General features: G+C 39.9%; 12 protein-coding genes. All 12 read right to left on the reverse strand.

All coding sequences use genetic code 11. The features are described from left to right. Nucleotides 1–503 precede the first annotated feature (503 nt). The 12 genes from lysS to pth all read right to left on the reverse strand — a co-directional run bounded on the left by lysS (nt 504) and on the right by pth (nt 15,528). Nucleotides 504–2,000 carry a lysine--tRNA ligase gene (gene lysS, locus HMPREF2988_RS02605; protein ID WP_002290948.1) on the reverse strand — a complete coding sequence of 499 codons (1,497 nt, stop codon included), beginning with the start codon at nt 1,998–2,000 and terminating at the stop codon, nt 504–506. Between the two features lie 110 nt (nt 2,001–2,110). Then, complete coding sequence (dusB, locus tag HMPREF2988_RS02610) at nt 2,111–3,115, reverse strand: tRNA dihydrouridine synthase DusB (protein WP_070769950.1); 1,005 nt, start codon at nt 3,113–3,115, stop codon at nt 2,111–2,113. Continuing rightward, nucleotides 3,116–4,003: an Hsp33 family molecular chaperone HslO gene (hslO, locus tag HMPREF2988_RS02615; RefSeq protein WP_002310401.1), complete on the reverse strand. Its 888-nt coding sequence runs from the start codon at nt 4,001–4,003 to the stop codon at nt 3,116–3,118. Nucleotides 4,004–4,219: 216 nt separating this feature from the next. Continuing rightward, nucleotides 4,220–6,331 (reverse strand): ATP-dependent zinc metalloprotease FtsH, encoded by a 2,112-nt coding sequence (ftsH, locus tag HMPREF2988_RS02620; RefSeq protein WP_070769951.1) that lies wholly within the window; start codon nt 6,329–6,331, stop codon nt 4,220–4,222. A gap of 89 nt (nt 6,332–6,420) precedes the next feature. Continuing rightward, complete coding sequence (gene hpt / locus HMPREF2988_RS02625) at nt 6,421–6,966, reverse strand: hypoxanthine phosphoribosyltransferase (protein ID WP_002287415.1); 546 nt, start codon at nt 6,964–6,966, stop codon at nt 6,421–6,423. Then, the gene (gene tilS, locus HMPREF2988_RS02630) at nt 6,966–8,411 is read right to left on the reverse strand and encodes a tRNA lysidine(34) synthetase TilS (RefSeq protein WP_070769968.1); all 1,446 of its coding nucleotides are present in this window, start codon (nt 8,409–8,411) and stop codon (nt 6,966–6,968) included. The genes hpt and tilS overlap by 1 nt, the downstream gene beginning before the upstream one ends. A 119-nt stretch (nt 8,412–8,530) precedes the next feature. Next, nucleotides 8,531–9,001, reverse strand: a complete 471-nt coding sequence (locus HMPREF2988_RS02635; protein ID WP_002290937.1) for a S1 domain-containing RNA-binding protein — start codon at nt 8,999–9,001, stop codon at nt 8,531–8,533. 45 nt (nt 9,002–9,046) lie between these two features. Beyond that, nucleotides 9,047–9,472, reverse strand: a complete 426-nt coding sequence (locus tag HMPREF2988_RS02640) for an FtsB family cell division protein (protein WP_002287409.1) — start codon at nt 9,470–9,472, stop codon at nt 9,047–9,049. A gap of 67 nt (nt 9,473–9,539) precedes the next feature. Then, complete coding sequence (locus HMPREF2988_RS02645) at nt 9,540–9,809, reverse strand: RNA-binding S4 domain-containing protein (protein ID WP_002287407.1); 270 nt, start codon at nt 9,807–9,809, stop codon at nt 9,540–9,542. A gap of 10 nt (nt 9,810–9,819) precedes the next feature. Continuing rightward, nucleotides 9,820–11,415, reverse strand: a complete 1,596-nt coding sequence (locus HMPREF2988_RS02650) for a putative polysaccharide biosynthesis protein (RefSeq protein WP_002290933.1) — start codon at nt 11,413–11,415, stop codon at nt 9,820–9,822. Between the two features lie 14 nt (nt 11,416–11,429). Continuing rightward, entirely contained in the window at nt 11,430–14,951 is a 3,522-nt protein-coding gene (gene mfd, locus HMPREF2988_RS02655) for a transcription-repair coupling factor (RefSeq protein ID WP_070704638.1), read from the reverse strand. A 16-nt stretch (nt 14,952–14,967) separates the two neighbouring features. Further along, on the reverse strand, nt 14,968–15,528 hold the full coding sequence (gene pth, locus HMPREF2988_RS02660; RefSeq protein WP_070769952.1) for an aminoacyl-tRNA hydrolase: 561 nt from the start codon (nt 15,526–15,528) through the stop codon (nt 14,968–14,970). Nucleotides 15,529–15,808: the final 280 nt, after the last annotated feature.

The following is a 15,808-nucleotide window of genomic DNA, read 5'->3' on the forward strand; positions in this document are numbered from 1 at the left end:
TGCCGTAGCAACTTTTATATCATATCAGAGTGACAAGTGGTTGTCAACTCTTTTTTAAAAGTTTTTTTGATTTCATTTTTCGAAATCTTTCAGCAACTCATTTATCATAACTTATCGTTTGTTATTTGTCAAGAACTTTTTTGAAGTTTTTTTCGATAGAATCAAGCTTCGCAAGCTGTTCTTTTTTAACGACTTAGTTATCTTATCATGTCGTTAGCAACATGTCAATAACTTTTTTGTTATGTTTTTGAAGAAATATTTCCTTCTGTCTTTTGGACAAGTAATAATATACCAACTAAATTTATCTTGGTCAACGAATTTTTTGTATTTTTTCAAGTTTTTTTCAATAAGCGATTATTTACTACTTTTCTTTCTTCATCGTTCGCTTTCGGCTCCATTAATGTCTGCAATATTTGATAACAGCTTTTGAACATTCGTTATTGTTTGTTGCTTTCTACATAGCAAAAGCTGCCTAAGGAGTCCCTTAGACAGCTTTTATTTGATTATCTCATTGTTGGGAATAGTAGAACATCCCGAATGGATTGAGCGTCAGTTAGCAGCATCACTAATCTGTCAATCCCGATACCTAGACCACCAGTTGGCGGCATACCGTATTCTAATGCTTCCAAGAAGTCTTCGTCTACACCGTGAGCTTCATCGTTCCCTAGTTCACGTTCTTTTTCTTGTGCTTCAAATCGTTCTCTTTGATCAATTGGATCGTTTAGTTCTGTAAAGGCATTAGCAAATTCGCGTCCTACGATAAATAGTTCGAATCGGTCTGTGAATCGAGGATCTTCTGGATTTTTCTTCGCTAAAGGCGAAACTTCGACTGGATGTCCGTAAACAAATGTCGGTTGTGTCAACGTTTCTTCAACAAACGTTTCAAAGAATTCATTGATAACATGTCCGACTCCCATCGCTTCTGTTACTTCTACGTTATGCTTTTCAGCTAAGGCTAATGCTTCTTCCAATGTCATTTCTTTCCAGAAATCTACACCAGTTTGTTCTTTGATCGCATCTACCATATGGATACGTTTAAAGTCGCTTTCTAAGTCAACAGCTTGTCCATCATATGTGATTTTCGCTGTCCCTAGTACTTTTTGAGCTGCGTTACGGATAATACCTTCTGTCAGATTCATTACATCATTGAAATCAGTATATGCTGTGTATGCTTCTAACATCGTAAATTCTGGATTATGCGTAGTGTCAATCCCTTCATTACGGAAAACACGACCGATTTCATAAACTTTTTCCATTCCGCCGACAATTAGTCGTTTCAAATGAAGCTCCAACGCGATACGCAAATATAAATCAATATCCAGTGCATTATGGTGCGTGATGAACGGACGAGCAGCGGCTCCACCTGCCTCATTATGCAATACTGGCGTTTCTACTTCGATATAGCCATTGCCATCTAAATAACGACGGATCTCGCTGATAATTTGGCTTCGTTTCATAAATCGGTCAAAGCTTTCGCGATTACTGATCAAATCCAAGTAGCGTTGTCTGTAGCGTTGTTCAATATTCGTCAAGCCATGGTATTTATCTGGCAGTGGACGAAGTGCTTTTGACAAAATCGTGATTTCTGAAGCTTTGATAGAAACTTCGCCTGTGTCTGTTTTCATGATTTGTCCAGTTACACCAAAGAAATCTCCAAGGTCTGCATGTTTGAATACTTCATAGGCTTCATCACCTACTTGGTCTTTTCTCACATAAATTTGAATTTGGCCTTCACGATCTTGTAGATGCGCAAATCCAGCTTTTCCTTTTCCTCGGCGAGTCATCATACGACCAGCTACACTAGCGGTCAATCCCATCTCTGCTAGTTCTTCTTTTGTTCTTGGATCAAATAGTTCATGCAATTCTTCTGAGTTGTGTGTGCGTTCAAATCTTTTTCCAAATGGATCGATTCCATCTTCACGCAATTGTTCCATTTTTTGACGACGTACAAGCATTTGATCATTTAAATCTTCTACTTGATGTTGTTGTTCCTGTGTCACAAAAGTTCCTCCATTCTCATGTTAATCTCTTTCCTATAATGCCAATGAAACACAAAAAAAGCAAGCCGAACTTGGAATTTCGGCTTGAAAATTCACGAAAAACTTAGAAATCACAACGTTTGTTTCAATAGTACTTTTTCTGCTTTTTCTACAAATTGATCCAGCAGATCATTGATTTCTTGCTGATTTTCTGTCTGATTGATTGCTACTTTCACTTTTGCTGCTCGAGGAATCCCTTTTAAATAATAAGCCGCATGTGTTCTGAATTCTCTACATGCTACTTTTTCTCCTTTGAGATCTGCTAAGCGTTGTAAATGAAGTTTAGCTGTAGCAATCTTTTCGGCTGGTGTTGGTTCAGGAATCAGTTCTCCTGTTTCTAGATAATGCTGTGTACGATGAATCATCCATGGGTTTCCCAAAGCTGCCCGGCCAATCATCACACCGTCTGCACCAACATAATCAAGCATCCGTTTTGCATCTTCGGGTGTTTTGACATCCCCGTTCCCCATAAATGGGATGGTGAGATGTTTTTTTACTTCTTTTAATATTTCCCAATCTGCTTTTCCCTCATACATCTGAACCCGTGTACGCCCGTGCATAGCGATGGCACTTGCTCCAGCTGATTGTGCTGCTAATGCATTTTCTACAGCAAAGACGTGTTCTTCATCCCAACCGATACGCATCTTGACCGTTACAGGGATATCTACTGCTGAAGAAACAGCTTTAACCATTTCGTATACTTTCTCAGGATCTAAAAGCCACTTTGCCCCTGCTTCTGCTTTGATCACTTTGTTTACTGGACAGCCCATATTGATGTCTATTATATCTGCAGCTGTGTTTTTTTCGACAAATTGAGCAGCTTCAAGTAGGCTGTCTTTGTTCCCGCCAAATATCTGTAAACTTAATGGATGTTCTGTTTCTTCAATGTGGAGCATCTCTAAAGTTTTTTTGTTTCTGAAATGGATACCTTGGTCACTGATCATTTCACATACGACTAAGCCTGCACCAAATTCTTTGACAGTGACTCGAAATGCTGAATTTGTTATTCCAGCCATCGGCGCAACAACGACACGATTAGGGATTTCAACATTGCCGATTTTCCATTTGTGTTCCACTTAAATTCCTCCTAAGGCTTCTTTCTTCAATCCAGCTAATTCTTCTTCACTATACTTGTATTTATTGTTACAGAAAGAGCATACCGCTTCTGCTCCATGATCTTCATCTATCATTGCTTGGATTTCTTCTGCACCTAGCGCGATAATTGCTTCTGCAAATTTTTCTTTCGAACAGTCACATTTGAATTGAACAGGCATTTTTTCTAAAACGTTCAGCTCTTCTGTATCAAGCAATCCCTTCAATATTTCTTCTGGTGTTTGTCCTTCATCTAAGAGAGTGGAGATTCTTGGTGTTGTTTTTAATTGTTCCTCAATCTTACTGATTGTTTCTTCATCGGCACCTGGCATGATTTGAATCATGAATCCACCCGCTGTCTTGATACTGTCATCAGTATTGACCAGTACACTTAGTCCAACAGCTGAAGGGATTTGTTCTGAGATAGCGAGATAGTAAGTAAAATCTTCAGCGATTTCTCCAGAAACAATTGGCGTTTGTCCAGAAAAAGGTTCTTTTAATCCTAAATCTTTTGTGACAGTAAACATCCCTTGTGTCCCAACTGCTCCTCGCACATCGATTTTACCTTCACTATTCAAAGGAAGACTGAGATGCGGATTTTTGATGTAGCCTTTCACATCTCCCTTCCCATTTGCATCTACTACGATTCCCGCTGCTGGACCATCGCCTTGGATTCGAACAGTTAGTTTATCTTCTCCTTTAAGTGTTGCACCAAGCAGCAGACTGCCCACTAATGTTCGTCCTAAAGCAGCTGAGGACGTATGCCAAGTATCATGACGTCTTTGTGCCTCCGCTACAGTATTTGTTGCTTGAACGGCGTATGCTCGTACGAATCCGTCGTGAGCAAGTGCCTTAACCAGATAATCTTTCATTTGTTATGTACTCCTTTTTCCGTTTTTAAACTCATAGTGAATCATACTAGCAACTCCTGCTTTTTTCAACTTTGGAATGCTTCTTTTAAAAATAATTCAGAATCATCTAGAAAACAGGACATCATCCTATTTACATCTTAAATAAAGAAATCTCCCGAAAACCGGTTTTTGTTCCGGTTTTCGGGAGTCCTATCAGATCAATTGACCTATATTTTTTTATTTGTATTGATCGTCTGAATGATTATCTTCTGATTGTTGAGAATCTGAATCATGTTCTGCTTTATTTTCCTCATGCAGTTCATGTTTTGCTTCTTCAAAATCACGTTTTTCTTCTGCTTGTTTTTCAGCGTCTTTTTCTTCCAAAGCACGTTTTGCTTCTTCAAAAGTTTTCGCTTCTTTTTCGCTTGGATAATCATTTGACTCAGTACCTTCAGGCATCACACCGTGTTCGAATAACGATTTGATTGCTTTGGCATCCAATGTTTCGAATTCCAGAAGTTTTTCAGCAATCAATTTATGCTGTGCACGATGAGCTTCGATGATTTCATGAGCTTTGGCATGAGCTTCCATCAAAATCTTGCGTACTTCTTGATCAATTTCGAAAGCAACTTGTTCAGAGTAAGCTTTTGTTTGACCGTAGTCGCGGCCAACGAACACTTGATGATTGCCTTCATATTGAACGGGACCTAAACGATCGCTCATTCCATATTCTGTTACCATGCTTCGTGCTAAAGCTGTCGCTTGTTCAAAGTCATTGGAGGCACCAGTTGATTGGACATTGAAGATGATTTCTTCAGCTGTACGTCCACCAAGCAAGCCTACGATTTGTTCAAACATATCTTCTTTTGTCATCAAGAACTGATCTTCTTTTGGCAAAGCGATCATATATCCACCGGCGCGTCCGCGAGGGATAATCGTTACTTTGTGGACGACCCGAGCGCGACTTAACACTAATCCGACAATCGTATGACCAGCTTCGTGATAAGCAACCATTTCGCGTTCTTTTTTGCTGATTACACGATCTTTTTTAGCTGGACCTGCAATCACGCGATCTTCCGCTTCATCGATATCAGAAGCATCGATTTTCTTTTTATTTCTTCTAGCAGCTACTAGCGCCGCTTCGTTCAAGACGTTTTCCAAATCTGCTCCGGCAAACCCTGGAGTCTGTTGAGCAACAACTTTCAAGTCAACATCATCGGCCATCGGTTTATTCCGTGCATGGACACGTAAGATTGCTTCACGTCCTTTTACATCTGGACGGCCAACTAAAATTTGACGGTCAAAACGTCCGGGACGTAGTAACGCTGGATCTAGTACGTCAGAACGGTTAGTTGCAGCAATGACGATTACTCCTTCATTTCCGTCGAAACCATCCATTTCTACAAGCAATTGGTTCAATGTTTGTTCGCGTTCATCATGTCCGCCGCCCATACCGGCACCACGTTGACGACCTACTGCATCAATTTCATCGATGAAAATGATAGCCGGTGCGTTTTTCTTCGCTGTTTCAAACAAATCACGAACACGGCTTGCCCCGACACCGACAAACATTTCTACGAAATCAGAACCTGAGATCGAATAAAATGGTACGCCAGCTTCTCCGGCAACAGCTTTTGCTAACAAGGTTTTACCTGTTCCTGGAGGTCCTTCTAAAAGTACACCTGCCGGGATACGGGCACCTAATTCAACAAATCGGCGAGGATCTTTCAGAAATTCAACAACTTCAACTAGTTCTTGTTTTTCTTCTTCCGCACCCGCTACATCAGAAAAACGTACGCGATTAGCTTTTTTGTCTGCTTCTTTGGCTTTTGATTTACCAAAGTTCATGACACGGCCGCCACCGCCACCACCGCCGCCTTGTTGTCCCATCATCATGTAGAAGAAAAAGATGATGATCACGATCGGCAAGAAGCTAAGCAATAACGAAACCCATACGCCGCTGCTTGATTCTTCTTTTACTGTTGTAGCAACTTTGTTTTCTTTTGCCAGTTCTGTTACTTGGCTCAATGTTGTATCATTTGGCAAAATGATTGTTGTGAAATGGGTAGTAGTCGTATCTGTTGAACCCAAGATAGCTAACCCGCCGCTGTTAGCGACTGTCTGCTGTTCCTTGTATTCACCAGTGATCTTATATACACCATTTGCAGGCTGCACTTCAAACTCTTTGATTTTGCCTGCTTGTAGTTGTTCTGTGAATTTTGAGTACTCGATATCTGACGATCGCTGGCCGTTATTACCAAAAATGAAATAAACGACCATTACCATCGCTAAGATTACGAGGACATAATACAAGGCATTTTTCATCATGCCATTGTTCTTTTTGTTCATAGTTGCCCTCCCTAAGCGTCAATTTAATTTAACAGTTTTTTATCAATCCTGACCATTCTATTGTACCATAATTTAATTGAGATACAGCATTAATTTGATTGATAAACACTAGGTTTCAATACACCGATGTACGGAAGGTTACGATATGCTTCTGCATAATCCAGGCCATAACCGACAACAAATTCATTTGGTACGTTGAACCCAACATAATCTGCTTCGATGTTTACTACTCTTCCTTCGGGTTTGTCAAGTAGTGTAACGATTTTGACTGATTTAGCTTTGCGGTATTTGAAAAGATCCACTAAATAAGCAAGTGTTCTTCCGCTGTCAATGATATCTTCAACGATCAACAGATCGCGACCTTCTACATTTGTATCCAAGTCTTTGACGATTTTTACTTCCCCTGACGAGACTGTTGCATTCCCGTAGCTTGAAACATCCATGAAATCCAATTCCAAATACGTATCGATAGAACGAACGATATCTGCCATGAATGGTACCGCTCCTTTTAAGACACCTACTACTAGGGGATTGGTGTTTTGGTAAATTTCTGTTAACTCTTTGCCTAGTTCTTTGCAACGAACTTGTATCTCTTCTTGTGAGATCAAAATTCTCTCAATATCCTTTTCCAACATCAGGTTCTCCTTCCAATTGCTTCTTTTTGATATTTGTAAAGAAGTATGTAGTGTATTTTATCAGTTTCTTCACGAATACTCAAATATGAAAAGGCAAAAGGTATCAAGCTATATATATTTCTTTTGGCATCTGTAATGATCCAAGCATGCTGCCTTTGTGAATTAGGTACTTTCTGATCGATAAAATATCTAGATACTTTTTTTGTAAGTTTCTCCGTTAATTGAATACGGTCTCCTGCTTTTCTTTTTTCGACATATAGTTGCACATCGGCGGGAACCCAAATGTCATGAGAAAACAGAGAACATGAATCTGTTGCTTTGATGTCCTCTGAATGTTCAGGTTTGAGCAGACCAATCCATTCTGTTTCGTTCAACTGTATCCCTTGTTCTGGAATAAGCAACAAGCGCTGATCTTCTGTCTGAGCAGTGGCTTGTTTTTCTTTTTTAGCGAGTACAACAAAATGGTACTCTCTTTTCAGTACCCAGTTGCTGCCGATGCTAAGCTGCCATTGACTTTTTTTCTGTTGCCACTGCTCTAAAATCGATGTCATTTGCTGCTCTTTCAAAATGACCCCTGTTTCTGAGAATACTTTGTCGAAGAAGGAGTGGAAAAAATAGTATCGTTCCGCTTCTTCCATTTTTTCTATCATTTCTGCTGAAAATTGAAATCGATCCTTTAACTGTTCGACTTCCTTTTCGATTAACTGCCCCATACATTTTTGAATGACTTGGTCTGCCCATTGGATCTGTTGCGAAAACTGCTGAAAATGTCTCATCACCTGGGTGTTTTCTTGTTTTAACTGAGGAACAACCAAATGGCGAAGCCGATTTCTTTGGACATCTAATAATTGGTTCGTCTGATCCTCAAAGTAAACAAGCTGTGATTCTGCTGCATAAGCATATAATTCTTCTTTACTGAAACTCAGCAATGGACGAACAAGCCTGCCCGTAGCAAATGGTTGTACTTCTTTGATTCCAGAAAAAGTACTTAACTGTCCTCCACGAATGATTTTCATCAACACCGTCTCGATTTGATCATCTCCATGATGAGCAGTCATCAACGTATCATATTGTTCTTCTTCCATCACGCGAGTGAATGCTTGATAACGAAAGTTACGGGCTGCTGTTTCTATGGCCGTTTTGGCCGGATCTTCCCAAACACTTACATATAAAGGGAGATTCTTCTTTTCACAATATGAGCGAAGATAAGCAGCTTCTTCTGCTGATTCTTCTCTCAATTGGTGATTGATATGGACGACGCCCAAAGAAAAACCGATTTGGCGTTGCGCTTGCAAAAGCAAATGGAGCAAAACCATCGAATCAACCCCACCTGATACCGCTGCTAAAATCCTTGATTCTTTTTGCCAGAATCTTTGTTCATTCCCGTGCCGAATAAATGACTGCTGCAATAGCGGTACTTTTTTACCGTCTTTTTCAACGCTCATTCTTTCCACACCCTTTCTTCCTAAAAAAAGAGAGCGGGAAAACGTCTAAAACGACAATTAACCTGCCCTCTGTTGATACTCTGACTAAAATAGTCGCATCATCATTATTTTCAGCTTTATTAGCTGCGGCGTCCGCCACGACCACCGCGTTTTCCTTCTGTGTTTCGCTTCAATGAAGATAAGCGGTCATCGCTATCTTTCAAAAATGAACTCATCAATGAATCGAAGTCTTCTTTTTGAGCTGAAGGCTGACTGCGAGAAAAAGATTTTTTCTGTGCTGGACGATTGCGGTTGTCACGGGAATCTTTTTGTTGAAATTTTTTAGGACGGCTTTCTTCTCCAGATTCTACAGGTTGTTCCTGCGCTTTGCGGATAGATAGTCCGATTTTCCCATCATCATTTACTGAAATAACTTTGACTGTTACTTCATCTCCTACACTTAAAACATCATGGATGTCTTTTACATATCCATTTGACACTTCGCTAATATGAACTAGACCCGTTTTTCCAGCACCTAGATCAATAAACGCACCAAAATTTGTAATTCCTGATACTTTTCCTTGCAGTTTTGCTCCTACCTCGATTGACATAAAAAAAATGTTCCTCCTAATTATTTCCCTTTTTTATATTCCTGCTTATTTTGCAGTTGTAGAACTAGTTGATTGATCTGTTTCATTTGTCGAGCTGTCTGTATTTGATTCTAATATAGGATAAACTTTTTCACCGTCTTTTGAGTAAAAGAATTTACTTCTGGCAAGTTTAGCTACATATTCATCATCTTTCAGCAATGAAACATCTTGGTGCAGCTGATCAACGTCTGCGTTGACTTCTTTCATTTCAGTATTTGCTTCGACTCTCAATTCGTTCAATTGATGCATCCTTTGCATATCATGGAAAATCTGCACACCTATTATCGCGAAAATGACCAAAGCACCAACAAAAATTGCAGCCAGTCTGCGTCTTCGAAAAATCAGTTGTCGTTGTTGTTGCTGAAATTCAGCATACTTTTTCTTTGCATATTCCGTATCTAGCGCAGCGATTTTATTGCTTTTTTTCGTCACTTGGATTCGCTCCAATCTTTTTTGATTGTCTTTCTCATTATACCAATATCATGAAAGCTTGTCTAATCTATTTCTCTAGTGTTTCTGTGCGATTTTCAGAAATAATTTCGTACATTTTTTGTGCATCTTCTTTTTTGGTCGATTCATGTAATTCCGTAATTTTCACTTCCAATGTTTTGTTGCCGAACTGGACTTTCAAAATGTCGCCTACTTTGACATCACTGGAAGATTTCGCCAATTTTCCGTTGATTTGGATCCTTCCTTTATCAGCCACTTCTTTTGCTACTGATCGTCTTTTGATGATTCGGGATATTTTTAAAAATTTGTCTAATCGCATATCTTATTCCTCACTTTTTGATTTTTTTGTTTAATCGTAGAATTTTCTTACCAAATGGCAACATGAGCCACTCTCTTACTGTAAACAGACGGAGACGAATCACTGCATAAATGAACACAGATGCGCCAACCCCAACGCCTATCACACTGACAAAAAAAGCAGTGGAACGATGAGTTACAGGACCAAACACTATATTCAATACACCATAATACAGCAGCAGGACTGCTGTCATACAAAGAAGGCTGATAATCAACTTCCGCCCAAAATGTCGTTCTTTCCAAAAAGCATTTAGCTCTTTTGTTTCGATTCGGACAAAATACCAAAGCGTCACACCTAATCCTAAAAGGGTAGACAGGCTTGCTCCGGCTGTTCCTAATAAACCAGTTAGAAAAGAAGTAGTCAATCCTTTTACCAAGAGCCCCCATCCTGCTCCTTTTAAAGAAGGGCGAAAAGAGTTCTTGCTTTGAGCAATACTTTGATAGGCTTGGATGACTGCAGTAAAAGCAATGGAAAAAACAAACAATACAAGCGCTGCATTTCCTGCATAATCTTTAAACAACGCATAATTGATATAAGGAAGCAGTAAGGCCAATCCCAAAGATGCAGCTAATGCCAAAGCGGTCGTCAATCTAAGATAAATTTTGGCTGTCTGCAAAAACTGACGATAGATCCGATTGGTCAAATGACGGGTCAATGCAGGCAGAAATGTCGCACTTAATGCGGTGGCAATCACTAAACCTAATTGAACCAAAGGCTGCCCTCGATCATAGACCCCTTTTGCTATCTTCGCACCATATTCCGATAGACCGTAAACTTCCAAAGCATTTTTTACAAAGAAAGAGTCGATTAGCTGAAAAAAGATGAGTAATCCGCTATAAATCGAAACCAGACCGCCTTCTACTAGAAAGCGCCGGATCAAAGATTTTGGTGGCTGTTTGAATAATGGGAACCGGCGGAAGCTTAATACTCCTCCATGAATCTTTTGTTCATAGTAGTGAAGGATCCCATATGCGCATAACCCGCCAAAAACTGCTCCACTCATCGCTGCCGTCCCCGTTTGGTACACCGTCCATCCGAGCTTTCTAAAAGCAAATGCACTACAGACGATTACAGAAACACGAACGAACTGCTCAACTACTTGAGAAACTGCCGTTGGTTCCATCAAAAATCTTCCTTGAAAATTCCCTCGATAAAAAGATAAACCAGGCATCAGCAAAAAGGTAAAAGAAACTACTTGGATCAGTGGTTTCAATTGTATATCCCCCATCATCCAAGCAATCCAACTGCTAAATGAAAAGACAAACAGCCACAGAAAGACGCCTGTCCAAAACACCAAGGGATAAAGACTTTGCAAAGCTTGCTTTCGCTCGAAAGGATTCTTTCTTTCTGCAACGTACTTTGATATGAACTGCGGAAGACCTGATAAAGCTAAAGTCATTGCTATCCCATAAATTGGATAAACTTGCTGATAAACATAAAAACCTTCGTCGCCGACTAAGTTTTGGAGAGGAATTCGGTAAAGGGCACTTAATACTTTTGCTATGAAAGAAGCAATCGTCAGTACAAATGCTCCTTGCATGACGCGCCGCATTTCTTTATGATCCAAATCGTTGCTCCTTCCTACGCTGACAGATATTTTTGCTCACGCAATGCTTTGACAAACTTTTGGATTTCCTGAAGCCACACTGCTTCTTCCATTTGGTTTGGAATCGTCAAGCGTATCACCATCTGTTCTTTTTCAACGCCTAGACTGGCTTTTAGTTTCGTCGCCGTTAGCGCTTCGAATAATTGTTCCACGCTGTAGCGTTTCGTTCCAACTTTGCTTAGAGTAAAGACGATATGCGGCTCCTGTTTCCTTATCGTTTCCAAGAGCGCTCGATCGCCATCCATTTTAATCTGTCCGATTGTCAGGAGATGTGCTACTTCTTCTGGGTATTCTCCAAAACGGTCGAGCAGATCATCTTCCAATTCATCTAGCATTTCTTGCGAATCAAGTTCACGAATTCGTTTATAGATCTCGATTTTCTGCCGCTGATCTGCCACGTATGTTTCAGGTAGATACGCGTCAACACCGAGGTCGATCTCAACAGTGGTCTTCTCCACTTGACTATTCTTTCCTTGTTTACGAGACACTGCTTCGCTCAGCATTTGAGAATACATATCGAAACCGACTGCATCAATAAATCCATGTTGCTGAGCACCTAAGAGATTACCTGCACCGCGAATGGAAAGATCACGCATCGCAATTTTGAATCCAGATCCCAGTTCTGTAAAATCTTTGATTGCCTGAAGACGTTTTTCACTGACTTCATTAAGGATCTTCTGCTGCTCATACATAAAGTAAGCATATGCGACACGGCTACTTCTTCCTACCCGTCCGCGTAATTGATATAACGTGGATAAACCCATATAATCAGCGTTCTCAACAAACAATGTATTTGCGTTCGGGATATCCACTCCTGTTTCAATGATGGTCGTAGTGACAAGAACATCATACTGACCTTCAATAAATTCAAAGAGCGTATTTTCTAATTGCGCCTCTGTCATTTGTCCATGAGCATAGCCGATCCGCGCTTCCGGAACGAGTTCTTGGATTTCTTCTACTTTTTGTTCGATCGTTTCTACTCGATTATATAAATAGAATACTTGTCCACCTCGTCCCATTTCTCGATGGATTGCTTCGCGGATAGCCCCAGGATTTTTTTCCATAACATATGTTTGGATCGGATAACGATTCGCAGGCGGTGTTTCGATTACTGAAAGATCCCGCACGCCTAGCATCGACATATGCAAAGTTCTCGGAATCGGTGTTGCTGTCAGAGTCAAAACATCCACTTGTGCACGTAACTGTTTCAATCGTTCTTTATGTTTTACACCAAAACGTTGTTCTTCGTCAATGATCAATAGACCCAAATCGCTAAATTCAATATCTTTTGACAAGATTCGATGGGTTCCTACAACAATATCAACTTGACCTGTGCGCAGTTGTTCGATGGTCTCTTTTTGTTGCTTTCTTGTTCTGAAACGACTTAATAGCCCGATATTTACGGGGAAACCTTCAAATCTTTCCAGCATCGTTTCATAGTGCTGCTGTGCCAAGATCGTTGTTGGAACTAAAAAGGCTACTTGTTTGCTTTCCTTTATCGCTTTAAAGGCCGCTCGAAGCGCTACTTCTGTTTTCCCATAACCAACATCACCTACGAGTAGTCGATCCATTGGTTTTTCTTTTTCCATATCCCGCTTGATCTCCGCTGCACTTCTCAACTGGTCATCTGTTTCAGAATAAGGGAACGCATTTTCAAATTCTTTTTGGTAGGCGTCATCAGGACCAAAAGCATATCCTTTTTCTGATTCTCTTGCTGCGTATAGTTTGATTAAATCGTCAGCGATATCTTCGATTTTCGAAGATACTTTTCGTTTAGTTTTCGTCCATTCACTTCCGCCTAACTTATTGATGCGAGGTGCTTTGGCTTCCGAGGCGACATATTTTTGGATCAGATTCAGTTGAGTAACAGGAATAAACAGTTTGTCGTCGTTTTGATACAAAATAGTCATATAGTCTTGGTGAACGCCATCTACTTCTAGCGTTTCCATCCCAATGTATTTCCCGATACCATGATTGGCATGGACAACGTAATCTCCTGCTTTTAACTCATTATAGCTTTTCAATCGCTCTGCGTTTGTTACTGTTTGTCGTCTCGTTTGTTTTTTCGTCGTTTTTTGGAAAATTTCTTTTTCTGTGATAGCTACTATTTTTTCTTGAGGAAGTTCAAAACCAGCCTGCAAAGCTCCTTCAACTAATTGTACCTGTCCTCTGATCAATGCATTTTTTTCTGTTTCTACTACTAATATATCTTCATCTCGAAGCATTTGTTCTGCTTTACGTATTCTGTCCTTTGTCGGAATAAAGATCACAACAGTCTGTTTTTGCTTGCGCCAACGATCCATTTCTGTTTTCAGCAATGGCATTTGTCCGAAGAACTGTTGCATCGTCCGATATTGAAAATTATGGATTGCTTGGAAACGAAGATTTCCCATCCCTTTTTGGAAGAGTGAGAAAAAGGTTGTAGTAAATTTTTCCTTTTGAACGATTCTTTGTACATCTGCTGAAAATGACTGCTCAGAAAAAACCCGCAATTCGCTGATTTTTTGAGTATGCCATTCTGCCGCTTCCCTTTCGATTTCCCGATTTGTTTCCATGATCCGCTGGTAATCATCAACGACTAGTAAACTATTTGAAGGAAAATAATCCAAGATCGTTACAAATTCTTGGTAAAGAAGATCTGAGTAGAATTTTGCTTCTTCTGTTGGGATACCTGCTTGCCAACTTGAAGTCATCTGACCGAAGTAATCTTGTAAAAACTCGCGGTCTGCTTCTTCTGTGGTCGCAGCAAGCCGTTTTTCTAACATTTTTTGCATTTGCTCTATTCCATGTTCCAGATCCTCTGGTCCATAGACTTGTTCACTCGTTGGAGAAACCCAGATTTCTTCCGTTTTTTCGATTGAACGTTGTGTTTCTGCTTCAAAATACCGCATAGAATCTATCTCTACATCAAATAATTCTACACGAATAGGATAGTTTGTTGTTAATGGGTAAATATCGACGATGCTTCCTCGAATACTGAATTCTCCGGGTTTTGCGACCATTTCTTCTCGTACATAGCCCATCAAAGTCAATTGGCGAGGAAGATTTTCCACATCTATCTCATCACCAACATGCCAATTCAATTGCGCCTGTAGCCAAGTTTTCTTATTCGGCAGCCGCTTGTGCAAAGCTGCGACTGGCAACAAATAGATACCTGCTTTTTTTTCTTGAAGTGCGTTGAGCGTTGCGACTCTCTCGCCTCGCGCTTCTGGAGAAGAAAAGGCCATTTCAGCAGAAAGCACTTCATCCACTGGAAATAAATGGATCTGATCCTGCGGAATCACATGTTGCAGATCTTCTGCTAACTGATTGGCATAATACAAATTTGGCATCAGAATGATCATATTTTTATTTGTTTTCTTAAATGCTCGAGCAAATAGAAGCGTCTTCGCTGAGCCAGCTAATCCTGTGATTAGTTGTCTAGGCATTTTTTCTTCTAAATTGCTGATCCATTCTTTTACTTGCGGATCTTTTCCGACTAATTGAATGATATCCATTCCTTTTCCTCCTTTCTCAATTGAATTGATTCATCGCATCCACGAACGAATGCCCTTCTATGAGATATTCGACTGCTTTAACAGATTGAAATATGCTTTCTTCTATCAAAGGCTGGTTTTCTTTGCTGAAAGGACTAAGCACATGTTGGACCACTGTTTTTTTTCCTTCTGGTCTGCCGATTCCCACCTTGATTCGATCAAAGACATTCGTATTCAAATGGGAAATGATACTTTTGATACCATTATGCCCGCCGGCACTCCCCTTTTGACGGAGCCGGATCTTTCCTACTGCCAGATCCAAATCATCGTAGATGACGACTAATTCTTCTGGATAAATCCCAAAATAAGTCATTAACGGTCCGACTGCACGACCAGATTCATTCATAAATGTCTGTGGTTTGACTAGAAAGATCTTTTCTCCATTATGAAAAAATTCGGCAACTTCTGCTTCGAATGGATTTCTTTTGAAAGTAGCTTGATGTTCGCGTGCAATTTGATCCACGACCATAAAGCCGATATTGTGTTTAGTATATTGGTATTTGGTACCTGGGTTTCCTAACCCGACGATCATTTTCATTTTTGTTTTTCCACCTAATTCTAAAAACAGCACAAAAGGCTGGACTGCTAATTAGCGGTCCAGTCCATCGAGCTTTTTTTCTTTTTTATACTGTCAATGTATAGTATACCACAAAACAAAGCGTTTCGGCTAAAAGAGAATCGTTAATAAATGATAAAGAAATTAAAAATTTCTTCAAAGTTTAATGAAATAATTGATTTATAAAAATAGTGAAATAACGCACATGTAAGCTTTTACATATAATACAACCTTGTTATCTGTTATATTTTATAGCCAAATA

Origin of the sequence: Enterococcus sp. HMSC061C05, from assembly GCF_001814765.1 — a bacterium.
GTDB classification, from domain to species: domain Bacteria; phylum Bacillota; class Bacilli; order Lactobacillales; family Enterococcaceae; genus Enterococcus_B; species Enterococcus_B lactis.

Coding starts and splice junctions, on each gene's coding strand:
- ftsH (WP_070769951.1), bottom strand. CDS start 6,331: ATGAACAAAAAGAACAATGGCATGATGAAAAATGCCTTGTATTATGTC.
- tilS (WP_070769968.1), bottom strand. CDS start 8,411: ATGAGCGTTGAAAAAGACGGTAAAAAAGTACCGCTATTGCAGCAGTCA.
- mfd (WP_070704638.1), bottom strand. CDS start 14,951: ATGGATATCATTCAATTAGTCGGAAAAGATCCGCAAGTAAAAGAATGG.
- pth (WP_070769952.1), bottom strand. CDS start 15,528: ATGAAAATGATCGTCGGGTTAGGAAACCCAGGTACCAAATACCAATAT.
- hpt (WP_002287415.1), bottom strand. CDS start 6,966: ATGTTGGAAAAGGATATTGAGAGAATTTTGATCTCACAAGAAGAGATA.
- HMPREF2988_RS02645 (WP_002287407.1), bottom strand. CDS start 9,809: ATGCGATTAGACAAATTTTTAAAAATATCCCGAATCATCAAAAGACGA.
- hslO (WP_002310401.1), bottom strand. CDS start 4,003: ATGAAAGATTATCTGGTTAAGGCACTTGCTCACGACGGATTCGTACGA.
- HMPREF2988_RS02635 (WP_002290937.1), bottom strand. CDS start 9,001: ATGTCAATCGAGGTAGGAGCAAAACTGCAAGGAAAAGTATCAGGAATT.